An 18,383-nucleotide genomic window follows, 5' to 3' on the forward strand; every position below is an offset into this window, starting at 1 on the left:
TTGTTGTTCTGCTCGATGTTCTGGGGTGGGCTGCTTGCTTCGGCTTTCAAAGCTTGGCACTAATTCGCCATGAGCCGAAATCCCACGACCCGCTCCGCCCGCCTGCGCCGTTCGGTGTTGAGTGCGCCTGCCATCAATCCCCGCGCCCTCGAAAAGACCCATGCGGTCGATTGCGATGCCGTGATCTTCGATCTCGAGGATTCCGTGGCGCCGGAAAGAAAGGCGGAAGCGCGGGAAAATCTGAGGAATTTCTTTTCGGCTCGGCCGCTCGAAGGCAAGGAGCGGATCATCCGCATCAATGACCTGTCGACCAATTTCGGTCTGGCGGACATGGAACTGGTAATCGCGCTCAATCCCGACGCCGTGCTGCTGCCGAAGGTCGACGAACCGCAGGATGTCATGGCGCTCAGTGACCTTCTCTCCGAGGCCGAAGCACCGGAAGATCTGCGCATCTGGGCGATGATCGAGACACCGCGTGGCATCCTGAATGCGGCTGTTATCGCCGAAGCCGGACGCACCCCGGGCTCGCGGCTCGATTGTCTCGTCGTCGGGCTCAACGACCTACGCAAGGAAACCGGTGTGCTTCCACAACCGGGGAGGAGCTATCTCGTGCCGTGGCTGATGCAGGTCGTCCTTGCGGTCAGCGCCTACGGGCTCGATGCGATCGACAGCGTCTTCAACGATTTCAGGGATGAACAGGGTTTCGATGCCGAATGCCTGCAGAGCCGGGCCATGGGTTTTGCCGGCAAGATGCTGATCCATCCGGCGCAGATCGAGCCCGCCAACCGCCATTTCGGCCCCGATCCGGCGGCGATTGCAGAAGCGGAGGCGATCATATCAGCCTTTGCCGACCCCGCTTCCGATGGGCTGAACGTCATCAATGCAGGCGGGCGGATGATCGAGCGGCTGCATCTTGCCCAAGCGGAAAGTCTGGTCCATAAAGCCCGCCTGATCGCAGCCCGCCAGATTGCAGCACGAAAGATGATGTAATGAAACTTTACCGCTTCCTGACCGGTCCCGACGATGCTTCCTTTTGCCACAAGGTCACCGCCGTCCTCAACAAGGGCTGGTCGCTGGAGGGCTCGCCGACCTATGCTTTCAATGCCGCGACCGGCGCGATGCAATGCGGCCAGGCCGTCGTCAAGCATGTCGAAGGCAAGGATTACGATCCTGAGATGAAGCTCTCAGAGCAGTGAGGTTTTAGCGCATAACCCCGAAAATTGTAATCGATTTTCGGAAAGGATTATGCGTGATTGAAAGTGATAGAGCGTCCTTAGCGCGTCCTTGGACGCGCGGCGCTCTATCGTTCGGCGGCTTCCTCGGCGCTTGCCTCGATCCGCTCCATGTCATCGTCGCTTAGGCCGAAATGGTGACCGATCTCGTGGATCAGGACGTGGGTGATGATATCGCCGAGCGTCTCGTCGTTCTCAGCCCAGTAGTCGAGGATGGGGCGGCGGTAGAGGCGGATGCGGTTCGGCATCTCGCCGGTCTCCAGCGTGAAACGTTCGGAAATGCCCCTGCCCTCGAAAAGGCCGAGCAGATCGAAAGGGGTTTCCAGCGCCATGTCCTCGAAAACGTCGTCATCGGGGAAATCTTCAATCTCGATCGTGAGGTTGGTCGTCAGCTGGCGAAATTCATCCGGCAAATGGCTATAGGCCTCCATCGCCAGCGACTCGAAGGTGCTGATCGTCGGCGCATGGCGGTCCCGCCAATCATCGCTCTGGTCTATGCGGGCCATGAATATTCCTTCCTTTGCGGGCCCATATAGAACCTTTATCGCCGATTTTCGAGTGCGGAATCAAAGGCAGGAATAAATTCATAGAAAATGGCCGTTGACTCTTCATTAGCTCTCTGGAATCTATAAGAACATAACAGGAACAAGACGAATTGGAGAACGCCATGGCGCAGCACGCCCTGGCGCGCGAGCGGCTTTTTGCGCTCCGCGAAACCATCGCCAGACTGGAGGGAAGGCTCGCGCCGGCGCTTGCCGCGGCGGAGCAGGAAGCCTTGGCGGCAGGAGGTCAGACACCCAGGAGACGCATTCTGCCGCCCTTGGCGTTTGGGGTTGAATTTCTCGACAGCGCGCTGGAAGGCGGGTTGCCGCTCGATGCGATCACCGAATTCCGCTCGGCTCTGTCTCGCGATGCCGGTGCGGCAAGCGGGCTGGCGATGGCTGTTGCCGCGCGGCTGCAGAAACAGGAAGCGGATGCCGGCAGGCTTATGCCGTTGCTCTGGATCGGCGATGCCGTCGGCACGCTGGAGGCCGGTCGTCCCTATGCACCAGGGCTTCGGGATTTCGGGTTAAGCCCGGAGCGGTTTCTCCATGCCGCGCCGCGCAAGCTGGACGAGGCACTCTGGCTGGCGGAGGTGGCGGTGGAAAGCGCTGCCTTCTCGGCCGTCATCTTCGAAGTGCGAGGCAATCCCGCCCATTTCGGCCTGACCGAAAGCCGCAGGCTCAGTCTCAGGGCGCATGCTGTCCGCCGTCCGCTATTCCTTGTCCGCCAGGCCGGAGCAGAGGAGGCAAGCAGTGCGGCCTTCCGTCTGCATATTGAGCCGGCCCCGTCCGGTCTGCGGCCGTTGCCGGATGGATCGAAACTTTCCGGCAGCATCGGCAATCCGATTTTCCGTCTTACGCTGGAGAAGAGCCGCAATCCGGCCCCGCTCTCCTTTCTTCTGGAGTGGAACCCCCATGACCGCCAATTTCTCCCTGTCGCCGAACCAAACCTCGTTCGTCCTCCAGGCGAACAGTCAGCGCATTCTGGCGCTCAGCTTCCCGCATCTGCCAACGGACCGGATCGCCCGCAAGCGATGGGGGCTCTCCTGGCGTTCGAAAGGGCGTCCTGAAACGCCGCCTATCGTCTGTTCCGGCAAGCTCAACAATGCCATGCGGCTGACGGCACTGGACGAGTTGGCCGAAAGGTTGGGGCTGAGGAAGGAGCTGGGCGTTGCCGAAGCGCGCGCCATGTACCCCATGCTCGAGGTGGCGGAAGAGGATCCGGCGGCCGACCGCCGGTTGCTGGAGGCAATTGCCGACTGGTGCGACCGCTATACGCCGCTGGTGGCGTTCGACGGCAAGGACGGTCTGTTTCTCGACATTAGCGGCTGCGCCCATCTCTTCGGCGGTGAAAAGGCGCTTCTCAAGGATGTGCTGTCGCGGCTTTTCCATATGGGATTCGATGCCCGCGGCGCGGTCTCATCGTCATCAGGCCTTTCCTGGGCTGCGTCCCGCTTCGGGCAAGGCGGCGTGATCGGGGACGAGGAGGCGGAACATGTGCTGATGTCCTTGCCGGTCGCAGCCTTGCGGCTGGAAGGACAAACCGTCGCTGCCCTGAACAAGCTCGGTCTGAAATATATCGGCGACATCATCGATGCACCGCGCGCGCCGCTGACCCGCCGGTTCGGCCCGGAGCTGCTTCTGCGTCTCGACCAGGCGCTGGGACGTGAAGAGGAGCCGGTCTCGCCCCGGCGTCCTGTTGCCAGCCTCTCGGCCGAAAGCCGCCTGATCGAGCCCATCGGGACGGAAGAGCAGATCCTTGCCGTCACCAGGCAGGTCGCCCTATTGCTGCAGCCGTCGCTGGAGGCGCGGGGAGCTGGCGGGCGGGTGTTCGAACTGGTCCTGTTCCGCGTCGACGGCAGGGTCTTTCGCATCTCCGTCGGCGCTTCGCAGCCGCTTCGCGAACCAAAGTTCATCGCCGGACTTTTTTCCGAGCGATTGCAGGCGGTCTATGATGATCTCGATGCCGGCTATGGCTTCGAGATCCTGCGGTTGAATGTGTTGCGGCATGATCCCTTCAACGAGGCGCAGGGTGATTTCGAGGGCGACCGACAGGGAGAGATGTCGCTTTCGACCTTCGTCGACCGGGTCTCGGCCCGGCTGGGTGCGGATTGCCTGCAAAGCTTCCAGCTTCGCGAGAGCCATGTTCCGGAACGCGCCGTCATCACGGTTCCTGTGATGGAGAGCCTTCCCAGGCGGAAGGCGGAGCAGGACATCCAGCTTCCTTTCCGCGAAGAGCGCCCGCTGCGGCTGTTTGCAACGCCGGAGCCCGTCGAGACCATACTTGCCGAAGTCCCCGACGGTCCGCCGCAGATCTTTCGCTGGCGGCGTATGCAGCATCAGGTGGCAAGAAGCGAAGGGCCGGAACGGATTGCCATGGAATGGTGGATCGATGGAAATGACGCCGAGGCGCGTGACTATTTCCGCATCGAGGATGAGACCGGACATCGCTTCTGGATCTATCGGCGGGGCTTCTATGGTCAGGAGCTTGATCCTCGCTGGTTCATGCATGGTGTGTTCGCATGACAACCACGCGCGCATTCTTTGAGATCGGCACAAGGACAAATTTCTCGTTTCTTGAAGGCGCCTCCAGCCCGGAAGAGATGGTCGTGCAGGCCTCTTACCTGAAACTCGGCGGCCTCGGGATTGCGGACCGGAATTCGGTTGCAGGCGTCGTGCGGGCGCATGCCCAGGCGGAGCAGCTTGAGGAGAGATACAAAAACAGGAATGAGATTCTGGCCCAGGCTGAGAAGGAAGGAAAAATGGAGGTCATCCTCGATCCTATCCGGGTTCAACCGGGCGCCCGTCTCGTCTTTTCCGACGGAACGCCTGATATCCTCGCCTATCCCCGCAGCCGGCGCGGCTGGGCCAATCTTTGCCGCCTTCTCAGCGCCGGCAATCTGAAGGAGGAAGCGATCAAGGGAAGCTGCATTCTGACGGAAGCGGAGCTCATGGAATGGGGGGACGAGATGATGCTTGCCCTCGTTCCCGATCGCACCCTTGTCGGTCATCAGGCGGGTCAGTCGACGCTGGAAGATTATCTGGAACGGTTTCGCAGACGCTTCCGCAAGGCTTTTTTTATGGCGCTGGCGCCAGCCTATGACGGTCGAGACAGGCAAGTCTTTGCGGTGATTGCCATGCTTGCTGCCGGAAATCGCGTGCCGCTGATTGCGACCAACCAACCACTTTACCACCATCCCGAACGCCGGCCGCTTTCGGATGTCGTGATCGCGATCCGGGAGCATGTGCAGATAGCGCAAGCCGGATTCCTGCTGGCGCCGAATGCCGAACGCTATCTCAAGGATTCACGTGAAATGGCCCGGATCTTCCGGGACTATCCCGGTGCGGTCGAGAACACGCGGGCTTTTTTCGACAGGCTGACCTTTTCGCTGAAGGAACTGGAGCATAATTATCCGCCTGAAAACGATCCCGGCGAAACACCGCAGGAAACTCTCGAAAGGCTGACGAGAGCAGGAGCGACAAAACGTTATCCTGATGGCATTCCTGAGAAAGTTGCAAAGCAGATCGATTACGAACTGAAGCTTATCAGTGATAAGAATTACGCCTCTTATTTCCTGACGGTGCACCGGATCATCCAGCACGCCCGCTATGAACTCAAGGTCTTGTGCCAAGGGCGCGGATCGGCGGCAAATTCGGTCATCTGCTATTGTCTTGAGATAACGGAGGTCGATCCCGAAAAGAGCACGCTGCTGTTCGATCGCTTCATTTCGATGGATCGCGACGAACCGCCGGATATCGATGTCGATTTCGAGCATGACCGACGCGAAGAGGTCATCCAGTTCATCTACAAAAACTACAAAAGAGAACATGCCGGGCTGACGGCGGGAGTGACCACCTACCGCACCCGTTCGGCCGGCCGCGAAGTCGCCAAGGCCTTCGGGCTGTCGGAGGATGTCCAGTCGGCGATCAGTAGTCTCGTCTGGGGGTGGTCGGAGGACAATCTCTCCGAACGCGACGCCAAGGCGGCGGGTCTCGACGTCAAGGATCCGGTGACGCAGAACGTGCTGAAATATGCCTCCGAGCTTCTCGGGTTCCCGCGCCACCTCACCCAGCATGTCGGCGGCTTCGTCATTACGCGGGACCGGCTCGACGAGGTGGTGCCGATCATGAAGACGGCGATGCCGGATCGCTACATGATCGAATGGGACAAGGACGACCTCGACAACGTCAAGATCCTCAAGGTGGATGTGCTGGCGCTCGGCATGTTGACCTGCCTGCGGAAGGCCTTTTCGCTGCTGGAGCTGCATTACGATGTGAAGAAGACGCTCGCAGACCTTGGCCACAAGGAGCACGGGGACGAAGGTGAGCCGGTCTACGAGATGATGGGCCGAGCCGACACGCTCGGCGTCTTCCAGATCGAAAGCCGGGCGCAGATGAGCATGCTGCCGCGTCTTAAGCCGAAGGTGTTCTACGATCTCGTCATCGAGGTGGCGATCGTTCGGCCAGGTCCGATCCAGGGCGACATGGTGCATCCCTATCTGAAACGCCGGGAGCAGCGGGCCAGGAACATTCCGATCAAATATCCGAGCAAGGAGCTGAAAACGGTTCTGGAAAGAACCCTCGGCGTGCCCTTGTTCCAGGAACAGGCCATGCAGATCGCCATTACCGCCGCAGGCTTCAAACCGGCGGAAGCCGACAAGCTTCGCAGAGCGATGGCGACATTCAAAAGAACGGGTACGATCGGTAACTTCGAAAAGCGGTTCATCGAGGGAATGGTCGCAAAGGACTATGATCCGGAGTTCGCGCAACAGTGTTTCAACCAGATCAAAGGCTTCGGTGAATACGGTTTTCCGGAAAGCCATGCCGCCTCCTTTGCGCTGCTCGTCTATGCCTCCTCATGGCTCAAGGCCTATTATCCCGACGTCTTCTGCGCGGCGATGCTGAATTCCCAACCGATGGGCTTTTATGCGCCGGCGCAGCTGGTGCGGGATGCACGCGAGCACGGGGTAAAGATCCTGCCGGTCGACATCAATGCATCGAACTGGGAGTGCGGTCTGGAAGAGGCTGCCTTCGATCGGAATGCCATCGATTTCCGGCATGACAAGATGCGCGAGATCATCAAGACCCGGCATGCGGTGCGGCTGGGCTTCCGGCAGATCAAGGGTCTCTCGACAGACGATATGAAACAGCTCGTCGACAATCGAGGCAAAGGCTACAGTTCGGTGCGCGATCTCTGGCTGCGGTCCGGCCTGCAAAAATCCGTCATCGAGCGACTGGCGGATGCCGATGCGTTCCAGTCCCTCAAACTGTCACGACGCGACGCGCTTTGGGCGGTGCGGGCGCTGGATGTGAAAAGCGCGACCGAGGAGCTGCCGCTTTTCGAGCAGGTCCGTCATGTCGACCTCCAGGCCGAGCCTGCGACGAAGCTGCCGGACATGCTGCCGGGCGAACAGGTGATCGAGGATTACCGTTATCTCTCCCTGTCGCTCAAGGCGCATCCGGTTTCCTTCCTGCGGGAGGAACTTCAGGAAATGGGCATCACGCGCAATGTCGATCTTCTGACAGTACCGAACGGAAAGAGGGTGACAGTTGCTGGATTGGTGCTGGTGCGGCAGCGTCCAGGTTCGGCCAAAGGGGTGATCTTCATGACGCTGGAGGACGAAACCGGGGTCGCCAATGCCATCGTCTGGAGCAAAGTATTCGATAAATACCGGGCGATCGTCATGGGTGCCCGGCTGGTGAAAATCCGCGGCAGGCTGCAAAGCCAGAGCGGGGTGATCCATACCGTTGTCGAGCATATCGAGGACATGACGCCGGCGCTCGGTATCCTGCAACGCGAGGCCCGGCGTTTCGGCGTCTGCGAGCGATCGGACGAGGTACTGAGGCCGGGTGTCGATCAGCGGCAGAGAAAGCTCGCGCAGGTACGAGAGAGGGCGGAGCTGGAAAAGCGGATGGCTGCCGCAAGCGGCCATGCGGTTGTGGCGGAAACAGCCCAAGTCATGCCGCGGGGACGGAATTTCCATTAAAAAAACGCCACGCGCTTTCGGACGACGTTGTGCTGTATACCTTTGATCTAGATAGAAATTCGGATTTCAGGCCAATTCTTCAAAAGCTGTCCGCCTCCGGAGCGCCCTTCGGCCGCCGCGACTGAATGACCCGCGACTCAAATTTTTTCTTGACAGTCACCATCTTCTTTAGCAGAAAACACGATAGTCAGTGTCATGTTTGGAATGAAGACGTGCTTGTCTGCAGCTGCAATTATATAACCGATAAGGAAATCCGGGAGGTTATCACCAACCTTCTCGATGAAGATTGTTGGCAGCTTATTGTGCCTGCGAAGGTCTACCACGCCATGGAAAAACGCGGCCGCTGCTGCGGCTGTTTTCCCAACGTCGTCGACATCATTATCCAGACGACCGAGGAATATCACGCCCGTCGTCACTCGACGGAGACCGAAATATTTGATTTCATGTCCCGCTTGAAACAATTCCATGAGGAAAACAGGAGAGCGGACATTGAAAGGCGACAAAAAGGTCATCGAGCGGCTTAACGAGGCGTTGTTCCTCGAGCTCGGGGCAGTCAACCAATATTGGGTTCACTATCGTCTTCTTGAGGACTGGGGTTACACCAAGCTCGCCAAGAAGGAGCGCGCCGAATCCATCGAAGAGATGCATCACGCCGATAGGCTTGTCGCCCGCATCATCTTCCTTGAAGGCCATCCCAATCTGCAGACCCTTGCACCTCTACGCATCGGCCAGAACGTCAAGGAAGTTCTGGAAGCCGATCTTGCCGGCGAGTACGACGCCCGCACAGCCTACAAGAAGTCGCGCGATATCTGTCATGACGCCGGCGACTACGTTTCCATGAAACTTTTCGAGGAGTTGCTGGCCGACGAGGAAGGTCATATCGATTTCCTCGAAACACAGATCGACCTGCTCGAGAAAATCGGCGAGAGCAAATACGGCCAGCTCAACGCCGATTCCGCCAATGAAGCCGAATAAGGTTCGAACGGGATGCCGGCCGCTCATGGCGGCCGGAGATCCTATTCCCGCCGCCGAGGCAAACGGCGGCAGTCATCCCGCCGTGATCAGTCTTCCGATTGAAGTGTTTCCAAATGCTGGAACTCGGCCACCACCTGGTCGTAGACGGCGCGCTTAAAGGGCACGATCAGCCCCGGCAGTTGCTGCATCGGCTTCCATTCCCAAGCATCGAATTCCGGTTCGTGGCCGCCAGGCGGCGGGTTGATGGCGATCTCGCTGTCGTCGCCGTCGAAGCGGAAGGCGAACCAGCGCTGCGTCTGGCCGCGGAATTTTCCCCTGAGCCCGATGCCGATCAGTGCCGGCGGCAGATCATAATTGATCCAGTCTCTCGCTTCGGCAAGCAGGGTCACCGTCCTCATGCCGGTCTCTTCGTAAAGCTCGCGGTAGGCAGCGTCCAATGGATCTTCGCCCTTGTCGATGCCCCCCTGCGGCATCTGCCAGAGCTGCGGCGAGCCGTCATATTCGGAATTGCCATCGGGGATGCGCCGCCCGGCCCAGACGAGGCCATCGCGGTTCAGGATCATCACCCCGACGCAGGGGCGGTAGGGCAGATCCTCGGCTTTCACGCTCGCCTGGTTCATCTTCTTCTCCGTTTTGGGATTCTTCTCAGGGATGCTCTCAAGGATTCCGGGGGTCGTTGGAAAGGGCGGCAACGCCGACGATCTCGACGCCGCGCATCGCCGCCTCCTCGCTCCATTTGGCGATGGCGTCAACGCTCTCATCGAAAGCCGAGGCGATGCCGATCGCCTGGCCATTCTTGCGAGCGATGCGCTCGAGCTCGTCGAGCTTCTTCAGGACGGCGTTGATATCAAGCTGGCCGTCGAGCTGCAGGTCGGCGAAGGCATAGGGCAGTTCGGTTCCCTTGGCGATCGCCGCCGTCTTCGACTGCGCCGAGGTGCCGTCGTCGAGAAACAGCAACCCGCGCTTGCCGATGTCTCGCATGACAGGTTCCATGGCGGCGGGATCAGACAGGAAACGGCCGCCGAGATAATTCATGACGCCGGTATAATTGGTGATCTCACCCATCGCCTTGTGCAGGTTTTCGATGTTGCGGGCGGCCGATTTCGTAGTCAACAGCGTTTCGGGGCCCGGATCGTTTGCCGGATAATCAAAGGGTTCGAGCGGCACCTGCAGAAGGATCTCGTGACCGCCGCGGCGGGCTTCCTGCATCCAGCGCTGCAGGCTGTTGCCGCTTGCGGCAAAAGCGAAGGTGATCTCCTCCGGCAGCTGCGCGATGGCGCGCTGCGTTCCGGTCTGGCTGAGCCCGAGGCCACTGACGACGATGGCGATACGGACGCCGCGCGCGCCGGACGAGGGACGCGCATATTGATCCATCGGCCGCCGGCCATCGGGGCCGACGATCGGCAGCCTGCCAAAAGGCGTCTCTTCGAGCAGTGCTTCATTGGGCTGGGCCGCGATGCGCGGATCCTGGCCGATCTGCATGGCGTCGACCAGCACCGGCCCGCCGCCGTCGCGCGGGCGGGGGCTGAATTTGGTGACAACCGAGCCGTCGCCCGTGACCATCTGCTCGACATTGGCTCCCGAGCGCGGGTCGGCGCGGGGCATACCGTCGCCCGCTTTGTCCGCGGTGGCCATCGGCGGCTGAGGGCTATTGGAAGGGGGCGTTGCGGCTTGTTCGGCCGCCGGTGGTTTGATGCGTTCGAGCTCATTGCCGCGAAACGCCGTATAGAGGGAAAAGCCGCCTATGGCGAAAAGGCAAAGACTGGCGGCGATGCGGCCCAGGCGCAGAACACCCGGACGCTTGCGGCCGGTTTTGCGGTTGCGGCCCAGAGGCGTATGCAGGTCCGTTCCCAATTTTTCGCCCGCTCCAAAACCGGGAAACAGCAGAAAGGCTCAAGGCCGGGCGAGGTGCCCGGCCTTGAGACGATCGATTACTTGGCGACGACGGCCTTATCTGGGTTCGGCGGGAAGGCCGGATCGGTCTTCTTGCCGCGCAGAAGGTCGAGCGCGTAGTTCAGCTGAACGTCGTCCTTCGGATCCGGCGGTACGTAGGCAATGGAGCCCGAACCTTCGTCGGTTTCGCTCTGGCCCTTGATGTGGCCGCGCAGGCTGGATTCACCTTCGGTCACCATCTTGCCCTGCAGTTCCTGCGGCAGCGGCTCCTCGACCTTGATGTCGGGAGTGATGCCGGTACCCTGGATCGAGCGGCCCGACGGCGTGTAATAGAGCGCCGTGGTCAGGCGCAGCGCGCCGTTTTCGCCGAGCGGGATGATCGTCTGGACGGAACCCTTGCCGAAGGAGCGCGTGCCGAGAACGGTGGCACGGCGCAGATCCTGAAGAGCGCCGGCGACGATTTCCGATGCGGAAGCCGAACCGCCGTTGATCAGCACAATCACCGGCTTGCCATCCGTCAGGTCGCCCGGGCCGGCATTGAAGCGGCGGGTTTCATCCGGGTTGCGGCCACGGGTCGAAACAACTTCGCCGCGCTGCAGCAGGGCATCGGAGACGTTGATCGCCTGGTCGAGCAAACCGCCCGGATTGAGGCGCAGGTCGAGAACATAACCCTTCAGCTTGTCGGCCGGAACGGTTTCCTTGATCTTCTTGATCGCCTTTTCCATGTCAGGATAGGTCTTCTCGGTGAAGGAGATGATGCGGAGATAACCGACATCGTCCTCGACACGCGACTTGACTGCCTGGACGGCAACGACGTCACGGACGATCGTCAGCTCGATCGGCTTGTCGGCACCCTTGCGGATCAGCGTCAGCTTGATCGGCGTGTTGACGGCGCCACGCATCTTCTCGACGGCGTCTTCCAGCTTCAGGCCGCGCACGGACTGGCCGTCGATTTCGGAGATATAGTCGCCGGCAAGAACGCCGGCCTTGGCGGCGGGCGTGTCGTCGATCGGGGTGATGACCTTGACGAGTTCGTCTTCCATCGTGACTTCGATGCCGAGGCCGCCGAACTCACCCTTGGTCTGGGTGCGCATGTCCTCGGCGTCCTTCGAATTCATGTAGCTCGAATGCGGGTCGAGCGAGGAGAGCATGCCGTTGATGGCGTTCTCGATCAGCTTGTCTTCCGCAGGCGGCGTCACATATTGCGCACGCACACGTTCGAAGACATCTCCGAAAACCGAAAGTTCCTTGTAAGTCGAGGATCCGGCCGCTTCTGCCGGCACACCCGCCGAGTAAATGACGCTCATTGCGGTCGCACCCATCAATGCGCCGACCAGAACAAGAGAAGCCCTACGAATCATTGCGTGCCTTTCCAGTGTCTTTGGCGGTCCACCACGGCCGGGAATCGACCGGTTTACCGTCCTTTCGAAATTCAATGTAAAGCGTTGGCCGGTTCGTTTCCAGCGCCAATGCAGTTGCGCTTGCCACTCTTTTCGCGCCCATCACCGCAAGTGGCTCACCGGAGAAAACGAATTTTCCCTGACGGGTATTGATCGTATCCATTCCCGAGAGAACCAGGTGGTATCCATCGCCCGCGTCGAGGATGATCATCTGGCCGTAACTGCGGAATGCGCCGGCGAAAACCACCAGACCATCCGCAGGCGCCGTCACCACCGTTTCTGGATTGGTGGCGACCGTCATTCCCATGGCTTCATGCCCGGTGCCGTCGGCATCGCCGAACTGGCGCAGGATATCGCCCGTAACGGGCACCTCCAATTTCGCCTTCAATTCTCCGAAGGGATATGCGGGCGCAATGCGGTTTTTATCGGGCACGCCGCTGTCGGCGAGTGCCTTGGCCTGGGCGCGCTGCTCGTCCGTCAGCAGCTTGCGGTTCTCCTCCGCCTGGCGGGCGGCAGCGGCGGCATCCCGCACTGAAGCGATCTCTGATTCCATCGAGGCGACGAGGCCTTCGAGGCTCGTCGCCTTGCCTGCCAATTCCTCCGAGCGTTTCCGTTCGGTCTCGAGTTCGGCGGCGTTGCTGCGGCTGAGCTTGTCGTTTTCGGCAAGCAGCAGATCCATGCGCCGCTCTTCCTCGATGCCGTTGGTCATCGTCGCTGTCAGCGAGGTCTTCTCGGCAGCGCTTGCGGTCTGCAATGCGGCGAGGTTTGCGAGGTCTGCAGCAAGCTTGTCGGTCTCCTTGCGAATGCCGGGCACGACGGCGCCGAGCAGAATGGCGCTGCGCACGGAGGCAAGCGCATCGTCGGGGGTGACAAGCAAAGCGGGCGGCGGGTTGCGGCCCATGCGCTGGAGCGCTGCCAGCACCTCGGCCAGCAGACCGCGCCGCTCGTGCAGGGAATGGCGGATGCCGTCCTCCTTGACACCGAGATCGGCAAGCTTGTTCTCGCTTTCGAGGAGCTGCTTTTCGAGTGCCTTGCGGCGGGCGGCGGAATCGATCAGTGCCTGGCGGATGCTTTCCGTGCTCTTTTCGAGATCGGCGATGCTCTGCTGAAGCGCGCTCACCTTGTCGGTGGAGAGGCTGATCGTCTTCGACAGGGTTTCGAGTTCGGCACGAGTCTGATCACGTTTGGCGGCAAGTTCGGCGGCTGGATCGGGTGGCGCCAGCCCGGCTGCCGGCTGCGGTGCAGATTGTGTCGCCTCGGGCGCGGCATCTTGCGCCCGGACGATGAACGGATCTGCCGACACGACGATCACCGCCACAGCGGCGCCGGCCGCGATAGCCGGTAGGATCATGCGGTGTCGCCTGATGGATGCTCTCGTCATGCGTGTTGGGGCACTTTCTCAAATCGCGCGGAGACTAAGCTGATTTGGTGCACTTTGCCAGAAAGTTCGAAGGAGAACGGGTGGCCAGGCAAACACGGCTGCGTGACATTCCGACGCATTGCCGGGGTATCGGGCCGACGAATCAGGCCGACACGGCATCAGACGCGGTGATAGGGGTGGCCGGACAGGATGGTAACGGCGCGATAGAGCTGTTCGGCGATCAGCGTGCGCACGAGTTGGTGCGGCCAGGTCATCTTGCCAAGGCACAGCGTGGCGTCGGCACGATCGTACAGGGAGGGATCGAGTCCGTCGGCGCCGCCAATCGCGATGGTCAGTTCGCGTTTGCCCTGGTCGCGATAGGAGCCGAGCAGGTTTGCGAAGGCTTCGCTGTCGAGCGCCTTGCCGCGTTCATCGAGAAGAATGAGGATACTGCCATCTGCAAGCGATTTCAGAAGCATCGCCGCCTCTTCGCGCTTGCGGGTCTCCGCATTGGAGGCACGGCTTTCGGCGACTTCGGCAACACGGGTCAGTTCGAGGCCGACGGCAGGGCCGGCCTTGGCGAAACGATCGAAATAACGGGCGGCAAGATCCTTTTCCGGGCCGGACTTCAGCCGTCCCACCGCAAAAAGACCTATTCGCATTCATCGGCTCCCGCTCATGCGACACTTCGGGCGCACACTGCACCAGCGGCCGGCTTGTGATGTTTGCCGGCCAGCCAATGCCACGTCTCAGGCGCCGGACAGAATGCCGGCTCGCCCGTCAGTGCCGTGTTTCTTCATCCATATCCGGAGCCGCCCACATCTTTTCGATGTTGTAGAACTCGCGGATTTCGGGACGGAACACATGCACGATAATGTCACCGGTGTCGATCAGGACCCAATCGCCGCCTTCCTGACCTTCGACGCGGGCCGTACCGAGGCCGTCGTCCTTAAGGTCGGTGAGCAGGTGATCCGAGATCGCCATGACATGCCTGTTCGAGCGGCCGGAGACGACGATCATGTAGTCTCCCAGGGCCGATTTTCCGGCAATGTCGATGGTAACGATATCTTCAGCTTTGGAGTCCTCGAGGCTGGCGAGGACGGTTTCTAGGGCGCGGGCGGCGGCATCGGCGCCACGTTCCGCACTCTTCGGGATAACGGCAAACGTTTTTCCCTTGGCGTGTACTGTTGTCAGTGCTTTCCCTTTCCTGGAATGACAAACCATGCACAACACAGATCCGATCGCGACCGGATCATGGTTAAGATAGGCATCAAACCATTAATGTTTCAAGACATGCTAAGGTACGGAACGGCCGAAAACCCGATCTGCCGTTCGAATTGAAGCATTTGGCTGCTCGGGGCGGCCTCGTGCGGGCGGTGTACAGTTTCCATGCCGCAGCGTAAAGTGCGGCAAATTCCACGATCTCCCGATTCAATGACCGACTCAGCCGCAAAAACACTCGTGCCCGTCCTGCGAATCAGCTTCCCGGATGAGGATCGTCTCGGCCATGGCAAGATGGAACTGCTGGAACATATCCGCCAGACCGGATCGATCTCGGCGGCCGGGCGGGCGATGGACATGTCCTATCGGCGGGCATGGCTGCTGGTCAGCGAGATGAACCGGATGTTTAACGAACAGGTGGTGGAATCGCAGCGCGGCGGGCAGAAGGGCGGCGGCGCGGCGCTGACGCCGTTCGGTGAGGAATTGCTCGAGCGTTTCCGCCGGATGGAAAGGACGATGCGCACCAGCCTTGCCGACGATCTCGCATGGCTTGAGGGCAAGCGCAACCTACAGCAAGGCGAGCGCGGCTGATCAGGCCTCCAGGGCAACTGTCTTGATGACGGCGAAGACCGCCCTTCCCGGTCGAAGATCCAGACGCTCGCAGGACAATGTCGTGATCCGGGAAAGAATGATATCGCCGCCGCAATCGAGCCGGATTTCCACCGTTCCGTCCTCGGTCGACGACATCCCGTCTATCCTTGCTTCCAGGATATTCAGCGCGCTGAGCCCCTCTGGCCTTGCGGTCGCCAGCATGACATCGCGGGAGGGGATGCGGATGCGAACCGATTTGCCGGGCGCAAGGGCGGCGCCCGGAATATGGAGTTGACAGGATTTCAGCGCGACCGTCGATAGACGGTGCCGCGCATCGAAGCTTTCGACCGTGCCTTCCAGCAGTGCGCCCGCTTCCCGCCGGTCGGAGGCGGTGGAGGGGCGGCTCAATATGTCGATGGCAGGGCCTGTCGCTTCCACCTTGCCGTCACGCATGACGATGACCTGGTTTGCCAGCCGCGCCACCTCAGCGATCGAATGGCTGACATAGACGATCGGTATGTCGGTCTCGTCGCGCAATCGTTCCAGATAAGGCAGAATCTCGGCCTTGCGCGCATCATCGAGGGCGGCGAGCGGCTCGTCCATCAACAGCAGGCGGGGCGAGGAGAGAAGTGCGCGGCCGATGGCAACGCGCTGCTTCTCGCCGCCGGAAAGTTTTGATGGGCTGCGCTCCAGCAGCGTCTCGATGCCGAGCAGGTCGACGATGTGATCGAAGCTCTCGCCGTGTGCCGGTCTCGGCGCGAACCAACGGCCATAGGTGAGATTGGCGCGAATGCTGAGATGCGGGAAAAGTCGGGCCTCCTGGAAGACATAACCGAAGCGGCGACGATGTCTCGGCACGAAGATGCCGGTTGCGGTTTCGGTCAAGACTTCGCCGTCGAGGATGACGCGGCCTTCGTCCGGGCGGGCGAGACCGGCGATGATGCGGATCATCGAGGTCTTGCCGGAGCCGGAGCGGCCGAACAGCGCGGTGACGCCACGCTCGGAGGTAAAGGCGGCATTGAGCGAAAAGGCGCCGAGCCTCTGTTTTGCCTCGACGATCAGCGTCATTCCGGGTCGATCCTCCGGTCGGCGAGACGAGCGAGGAATTCGGAGGCGAGCAGGGCGGCCATGGAAATGACGACGGCGACGAGCGTCAGGCGGAGCGCGCCGGCATCGCCGCCCGGCACCTGGGTGAAGGTGTAGATCGCCGACGACAGCGTCTGGGTTTCGCCCGGAATGTTGGAAACGAAGGTGATCGTCGCGCCGAATTCGCCCATCGCCTTGGCAAAAGAGAGGATCATGCCGACGATTATGCCGGGCAGGGTCAGCGGCAAGGTGATCGTCAGGAAGATCCAGACGGGGCCGGCGCCGAGCGTTCCGGCCGCCTCTTCCAGCTTGCGGTCGACCGCCTCGATCGACAGGCGGATGCTGCGCACCATCAGCGGAAAGGCCATGACGGCGCAGGCCAGCGCAGCACCCGTCCAGCGGAAAGACAAGACGATGCCGAAATACTGGTCGAGCAGGCTGCCGATCGGACCGCGGCGGCCGAACAGGATGAGGAGAAGAAAACCGGTGACGACCGGAGGCAGGATCAGCGGCAGATGAACGACACCGTTCAGTATCGACTTACCCCAGAAGCGGCCACGGGCAAGCAACAAGGCGACGAGGATGCCGAGGGGCAGGCTCGCCAGCATGGCGACGATCGAGACGCGCAGGCTGAGCAGGATCGCCGTCCATTCCTCATTGCTCAAGCCGAAGATGTCCAAATGCAGTTGTCTCCCTGGAAATTCGGTGTCACCCAGTGCCTGCCCCTCATCCGCCTGCCGGCACCAACCAGGGTCGAGCCACGGGTCTCGACCTGTCCTTCGGACCCCCGCTTGCGGGGCGAAGGGGAATAGCCGCACCCTCTCGGTTCCTCTCAAACCTTTCGCAGGGCACGTCCCCTCGCCCCGTTTACGGGGAGAGGGTTAGGGTGAGGGGCAGCCTCACGCTAGGCCGTCACTGTTGATTCCGCAATCATTTCGCCCCTCAATCACTTGAGAACGGTAAAACCCTGCGCCGCGAAGAAGGCGGCGGCCTTGTCGGATTTCAGGAAGTCGAGATAGGCTGTCGCATCCGGGTTCTTGCTCTCGGCAAGGATTGCGATCGGATAGATGATCGGCGGGTGGGAATCGGCGGGGAATGTGCCGACGATGGCGACACCCTTATCGGCTGCGGCATCCGTCTGGTAGACGATGCCAAAGGGCGCTTCGCCGCGCGAGACGAGGGCAAGGGCGGCGCGCACGCTTTCGGCGCCGGCGACCTTGGTTTCGACCGATTTCCAGACGCCGAGCTTTTCGAGCGCGGCCATGCCGTATTTGCCGGCCGGAACCGATTTCGGCTCACCCATGGCAAGCTTGCCGTCGCCCAGAAGCCCGGCGAGATCGAAGCCTTGCTTGATCTCAACCGGTTTTGCCTTGTCCTTTTCCGCAACGAGCACGATCTTGTTGCCGAGCAGGTTGGAGCGGGTGTCGGCCTTGATCAGGCTCTTTTTGGCGAGATAATCCATCCAGTCGAGATCGGCCGAGATGAAGACATCGGCAGGGGCCGCGTTTTCGATCTGCTTGGCCAGCGCCCCGCTCGCCGCATAGGAGGCGACGGCTTCCTTGCCGCTTTCCTTCGTCCAGGCGGCATTGGCGGCGTCGAGCGCATCCTTGAGACTCGCCGCAGCAAAGACGGTGAGCTTTTCGGCTGCGGCTGCAGGCGCCGAAAGCGCTGTCGCGCCAAGCCAGAGGGCTGAGATCGCGGCGATTGCCAGTTTCATCCATCGGCGGCGGTTCTGCATAATTCATTCTCCGAAGTTCGAAATATTGCGACGAATATAACGGTCGAGACGTCTTGGCTAGGGATATATCCAGGAAAATATAACCGTATCGACGCTCGCGTTCGCAGCGGCGCAATGTTCACGCATTCGTGAGGTGCATGGCTTCCGCCGAAAGTGAGATCAGCAGCGCGAAAATACCCGGGAGTCAGTTTACAAACCGCAAGGACTCCCGGCGACCGGGACTGGTTCGTTATTGTTTGCTAATAAAAACAGCAATGGGGAAGCAAAATTCACCTCGAGATTTGCATCCGGTGCATTGCTGCAATGCACCAATCGGTATTCACCTTTTTGTCGAATATGATAAAACATACTCATCGAT

18 protein-coding genes are annotated in these 18,383 nt (G+C 60.7%); 8 read left to right on the plus strand and 10 right to left on the minus strand.

Annotation, left to right across the window (positions count from 1 at the left end; translation table 11 throughout):
• The first annotated feature begins 69 nt into the window (after nucleotides 1-69).
• On the plus strand, nucleotides 70-990 hold the full coding sequence (locus ACS4RR_RS02805) for an HpcH/HpaI aldolase/citrate lyase family protein (RefSeq protein ID WP_162114986.1): 921 nt from the start codon (nucleotides 70-72) through the stop codon (nucleotides 988-990).
• Nucleotides 990-1,196: a DUF1737 domain-containing protein gene (locus ACS4RR_RS02810; RefSeq protein ID WP_017966045.1), complete on the plus strand. Its 207-nt coding sequence runs from the start codon at nucleotides 990-992 to the stop codon at nucleotides 1,194-1,196. Before ACS4RR_RS02805 ends, ACS4RR_RS02810 begins: the two co-directional genes overlap by 1 nt.
• Nucleotides 1,197-1,300: 104 nt before the next feature.
• Here ACS4RR_RS02810 and ACS4RR_RS02815 read toward each other — a convergent pair whose 3' ends face one another.
• Nucleotides 1,301-1,738 (minus strand): metallopeptidase family protein, encoded by a 438-nt coding sequence (locus ACS4RR_RS02815; RefSeq protein WP_003589582.1) that lies wholly within the window; start codon nucleotides 1,736-1,738, stop codon nucleotides 1,301-1,303.
• Nucleotides 1,739-1,899: 161 nt separating this feature from the next.
• Here ACS4RR_RS02815 and ACS4RR_RS02820 point away from each other — a divergent pair, with 161 nt between their 5' ends.
• From ACS4RR_RS02820 to bfr, 5 genes are all read left to right on the plus strand, one after another.
• Entirely contained in the window at nucleotides 1,900-2,844 is a 945-nt protein-coding gene (locus tag ACS4RR_RS02820; protein WP_456189685.1) for an ImuA family protein, read from the plus strand.
• Nucleotides 2,845-2,884: 40 nt separating this feature from the next.
• Entirely contained in the window at nucleotides 2,885-4,300 is a 1,416-nt protein-coding gene (locus tag ACS4RR_RS02825) for a Y-family DNA polymerase (RefSeq protein WP_260111085.1), read from the plus strand.
• Entirely contained in the window at nucleotides 4,297-7,761 is a 3,465-nt protein-coding gene (locus ACS4RR_RS02830) for an error-prone DNA polymerase (RefSeq protein ID WP_260109715.1), read from the plus strand. The genes ACS4RR_RS02825 and ACS4RR_RS02830 overlap by 4 nt, the downstream gene beginning before the upstream one ends.
• A 125-nt stretch (nucleotides 7,762-7,886) precedes the next feature.
• Nucleotides 7,887-8,285, plus strand: coding sequence for a (2Fe-2S)-binding protein (locus ACS4RR_RS02835; protein WP_017966049.1), 399 nt, complete (start codon nucleotides 7,887-7,889; stop codon nucleotides 8,283-8,285).
• Nucleotides 8,251-8,736: a bacterioferritin gene (gene bfr / locus ACS4RR_RS02840; RefSeq protein WP_017966050.1), complete on the plus strand. Its 486-nt coding sequence runs from the start codon at nucleotides 8,251-8,253 to the stop codon at nucleotides 8,734-8,736. The genes ACS4RR_RS02835 and bfr overlap by 35 nt, the downstream gene beginning before the upstream one ends.
• Nucleotides 8,737-8,822: 86 nt before the next feature.
• Here bfr and ACS4RR_RS02845 read toward each other — a convergent pair whose 3' ends face one another.
• From ACS4RR_RS02845 to rsfS, 6 genes are all read right to left on the minus strand, one after another.
• Nucleotides 8,823-9,356, minus strand: coding sequence for an RNA pyrophosphohydrolase (locus ACS4RR_RS02845; RefSeq protein WP_162114990.1), 534 nt, complete (start codon nucleotides 9,354-9,356; stop codon nucleotides 8,823-8,825).
• A 37-nt stretch (nucleotides 9,357-9,393) separates the two neighbouring features.
• On the minus strand, nucleotides 9,394-10,590 hold the full coding sequence (locus ACS4RR_RS02850; RefSeq protein WP_260109714.1) for a divergent polysaccharide deacetylase family protein: 1,197 nt from the start codon (nucleotides 10,588-10,590) through the stop codon (nucleotides 9,394-9,396).
• A gap of 77 nt (nucleotides 10,591-10,667) precedes the next feature.
• Entirely contained in the window at nucleotides 10,668-11,990 is a 1,323-nt protein-coding gene (locus ACS4RR_RS02855) for a S41 family peptidase (protein WP_017966053.1), read from the minus strand.
• Complete coding sequence (locus tag ACS4RR_RS02860; RefSeq protein WP_260109713.1) at nucleotides 11,980-13,380, minus strand: murein hydrolase activator EnvC family protein; 1,401 nt, start codon at nucleotides 13,378-13,380, stop codon at nucleotides 11,980-11,982. The genes ACS4RR_RS02855 and ACS4RR_RS02860 overlap by 11 nt, the downstream gene beginning before the upstream one ends.
• 188 nt (nucleotides 13,381-13,568) lie before the next feature.
• On the minus strand, nucleotides 13,569-14,051 hold the full coding sequence (rlmH, locus tag ACS4RR_RS02865; RefSeq protein ID WP_011654027.1) for a 23S rRNA (pseudouridine(1915)-N(3))-methyltransferase RlmH: 483 nt from the start codon (nucleotides 14,049-14,051) through the stop codon (nucleotides 13,569-13,571).
• Nucleotides 14,052-14,169: 118 nt separating this feature from the next.
• Nucleotides 14,170-14,613, minus strand: a complete 444-nt coding sequence (rsfS, locus tag ACS4RR_RS02870) for a ribosome silencing factor (protein ID WP_003589592.1) — start codon at nucleotides 14,611-14,613, stop codon at nucleotides 14,170-14,172.
• A 210-nt stretch (nucleotides 14,614-14,823) separates the two neighbouring features.
• On the opposite strand from rsfS, the gene ACS4RR_RS02875 reads away from it, so the two are divergent.
• A complete protein-coding gene (locus ACS4RR_RS02875) occupies nucleotides 14,824-15,201 on the plus strand; it encodes a winged helix-turn-helix domain-containing protein (RefSeq protein ID WP_162114994.1) in 378 nt (125 codons plus the stop codon).
• On the opposite strand, the gene modC is transcribed toward ACS4RR_RS02875, so the two are convergent.
• The 3 genes from modC to modA all read right to left on the minus strand — a co-directional run bounded on the left by modC (nucleotide 15,202) and on the right by modA (nucleotide 18,025).
• The gene (gene modC, locus ACS4RR_RS02880; protein WP_162114995.1) at nucleotides 15,202-16,269 is read right to left on the minus strand and encodes a molybdenum ABC transporter ATP-binding protein; all 1,068 of its coding nucleotides are present in this window, start codon (nucleotides 16,267-16,269) and stop codon (nucleotides 15,202-15,204) included. It abuts the gene before it with no gap.
• Nucleotides 16,266-16,967 carry a molybdate ABC transporter permease subunit gene (gene modB / locus ACS4RR_RS02885; protein ID WP_456189686.1) on the minus strand — a complete coding sequence of 234 codons (702 nt, stop codon included), beginning with the start codon at nucleotides 16,965-16,967 and terminating at the stop codon, nucleotides 16,266-16,268. Before modB ends, modC begins: the two co-directional genes overlap by 4 nt.
• 266 nt (nucleotides 16,968-17,233) lie before the next feature.
• Complete coding sequence (gene modA / locus ACS4RR_RS02890) at nucleotides 17,234-18,025, minus strand: molybdate ABC transporter substrate-binding protein (RefSeq protein ID WP_170260818.1); 792 nt, start codon at nucleotides 18,023-18,025, stop codon at nucleotides 17,234-17,236.
• Nucleotides 18,026-18,383: the final 358 nt, after the last annotated feature.

Source organism: Rhizobium zaerense (assembly GCF_051810725.1).
GTDB lineage: Bacteria > Pseudomonadota > Alphaproteobacteria > Rhizobiales > Rhizobiaceae > Rhizobium > Rhizobium leguminosarum_I.

Bases quoted from the DNA above. Each gene is read 5' to 3' on its own strand.
- ACS4RR_RS02860 (WP_260109713.1), bottom strand. From the start codon at position 13,380: ATGATCCTACCGGCTATCGCGGCCGGCGCCGCTGTGGCGGTGATCGTC.
- ACS4RR_RS02830 (WP_260109715.1), top strand. From the start codon at position 4,297: ATGACAACCACGCGCGCATTCTTTGAGATCGGCACAAGGACAAATTTC.
- ACS4RR_RS02825 (WP_260111085.1), top strand. From the start codon at position 2,885: ATGCGGCTGACGGCACTGGACGAGTTGGCCGAAAGGTTGGGGCTGAGG.
- ACS4RR_RS02845 (WP_162114990.1), bottom strand. From the start codon at position 9,356: ATGAACCAGGCGAGCGTGAAAGCCGAGGATCTGCCCTACCGCCCCTGC.
- ACS4RR_RS02875 (WP_162114994.1), top strand. From the start codon at position 14,824: ATGACCGACTCAGCCGCAAAAACACTCGTGCCCGTCCTGCGAATCAGC.
- modC (WP_162114995.1), bottom strand. From the start codon at position 16,269: ATGACGCTGATCGTCGAGGCAAAACAGAGGCTCGGCGCCTTTTCGCTC.
- rsfS (WP_003589592.1), bottom strand. From the start codon at position 14,613: ATGGTTTGTCATTCCAGGAAAGGGAAAGCACTGACAACAGTACACGCC.
- ACS4RR_RS02835 (WP_017966049.1), top strand. From the start codon at position 7,887: ATGACCCGCGACTCAAATTTTTTCTTGACAGTCACCATCTTCTTTAGC.
- ACS4RR_RS02820 (WP_456189685.1), top strand. From the start codon at position 1,900: ATGGCGCAGCACGCCCTGGCGCGCGAGCGGCTTTTTGCGCTCCGCGAA.
- ACS4RR_RS02855 (WP_017966053.1), bottom strand. From the start codon at position 11,990: ATGATTCGTAGGGCTTCTCTTGTTCTGGTCGGCGCATTGATGGGTGCG.
- ACS4RR_RS02815 (WP_003589582.1), bottom strand. From the start codon at position 1,738: ATGGCCCGCATAGACCAGAGCGATGATTGGCGGGACCGCCATGCGCCG.
- ACS4RR_RS02810 (WP_017966045.1), top strand. From the start codon at position 990: ATGAAACTTTACCGCTTCCTGACCGGTCCCGACGATGCTTCCTTTTGC.
- rlmH (WP_011654027.1), bottom strand. From the start codon at position 14,051: ATGCGAATAGGTCTTTTTGCGGTGGGACGGCTGAAGTCCGGCCCGGAA.
- ACS4RR_RS02805 (WP_162114986.1), top strand. From the start codon at position 70: ATGAGCCGAAATCCCACGACCCGCTCCGCCCGCCTGCGCCGTTCGGTG.
- modA (WP_170260818.1), bottom strand. From the start codon at position 18,025: ATGCAGAACCGCCGCCGATGGATGAAACTGGCAATCGCCGCGATCTCA.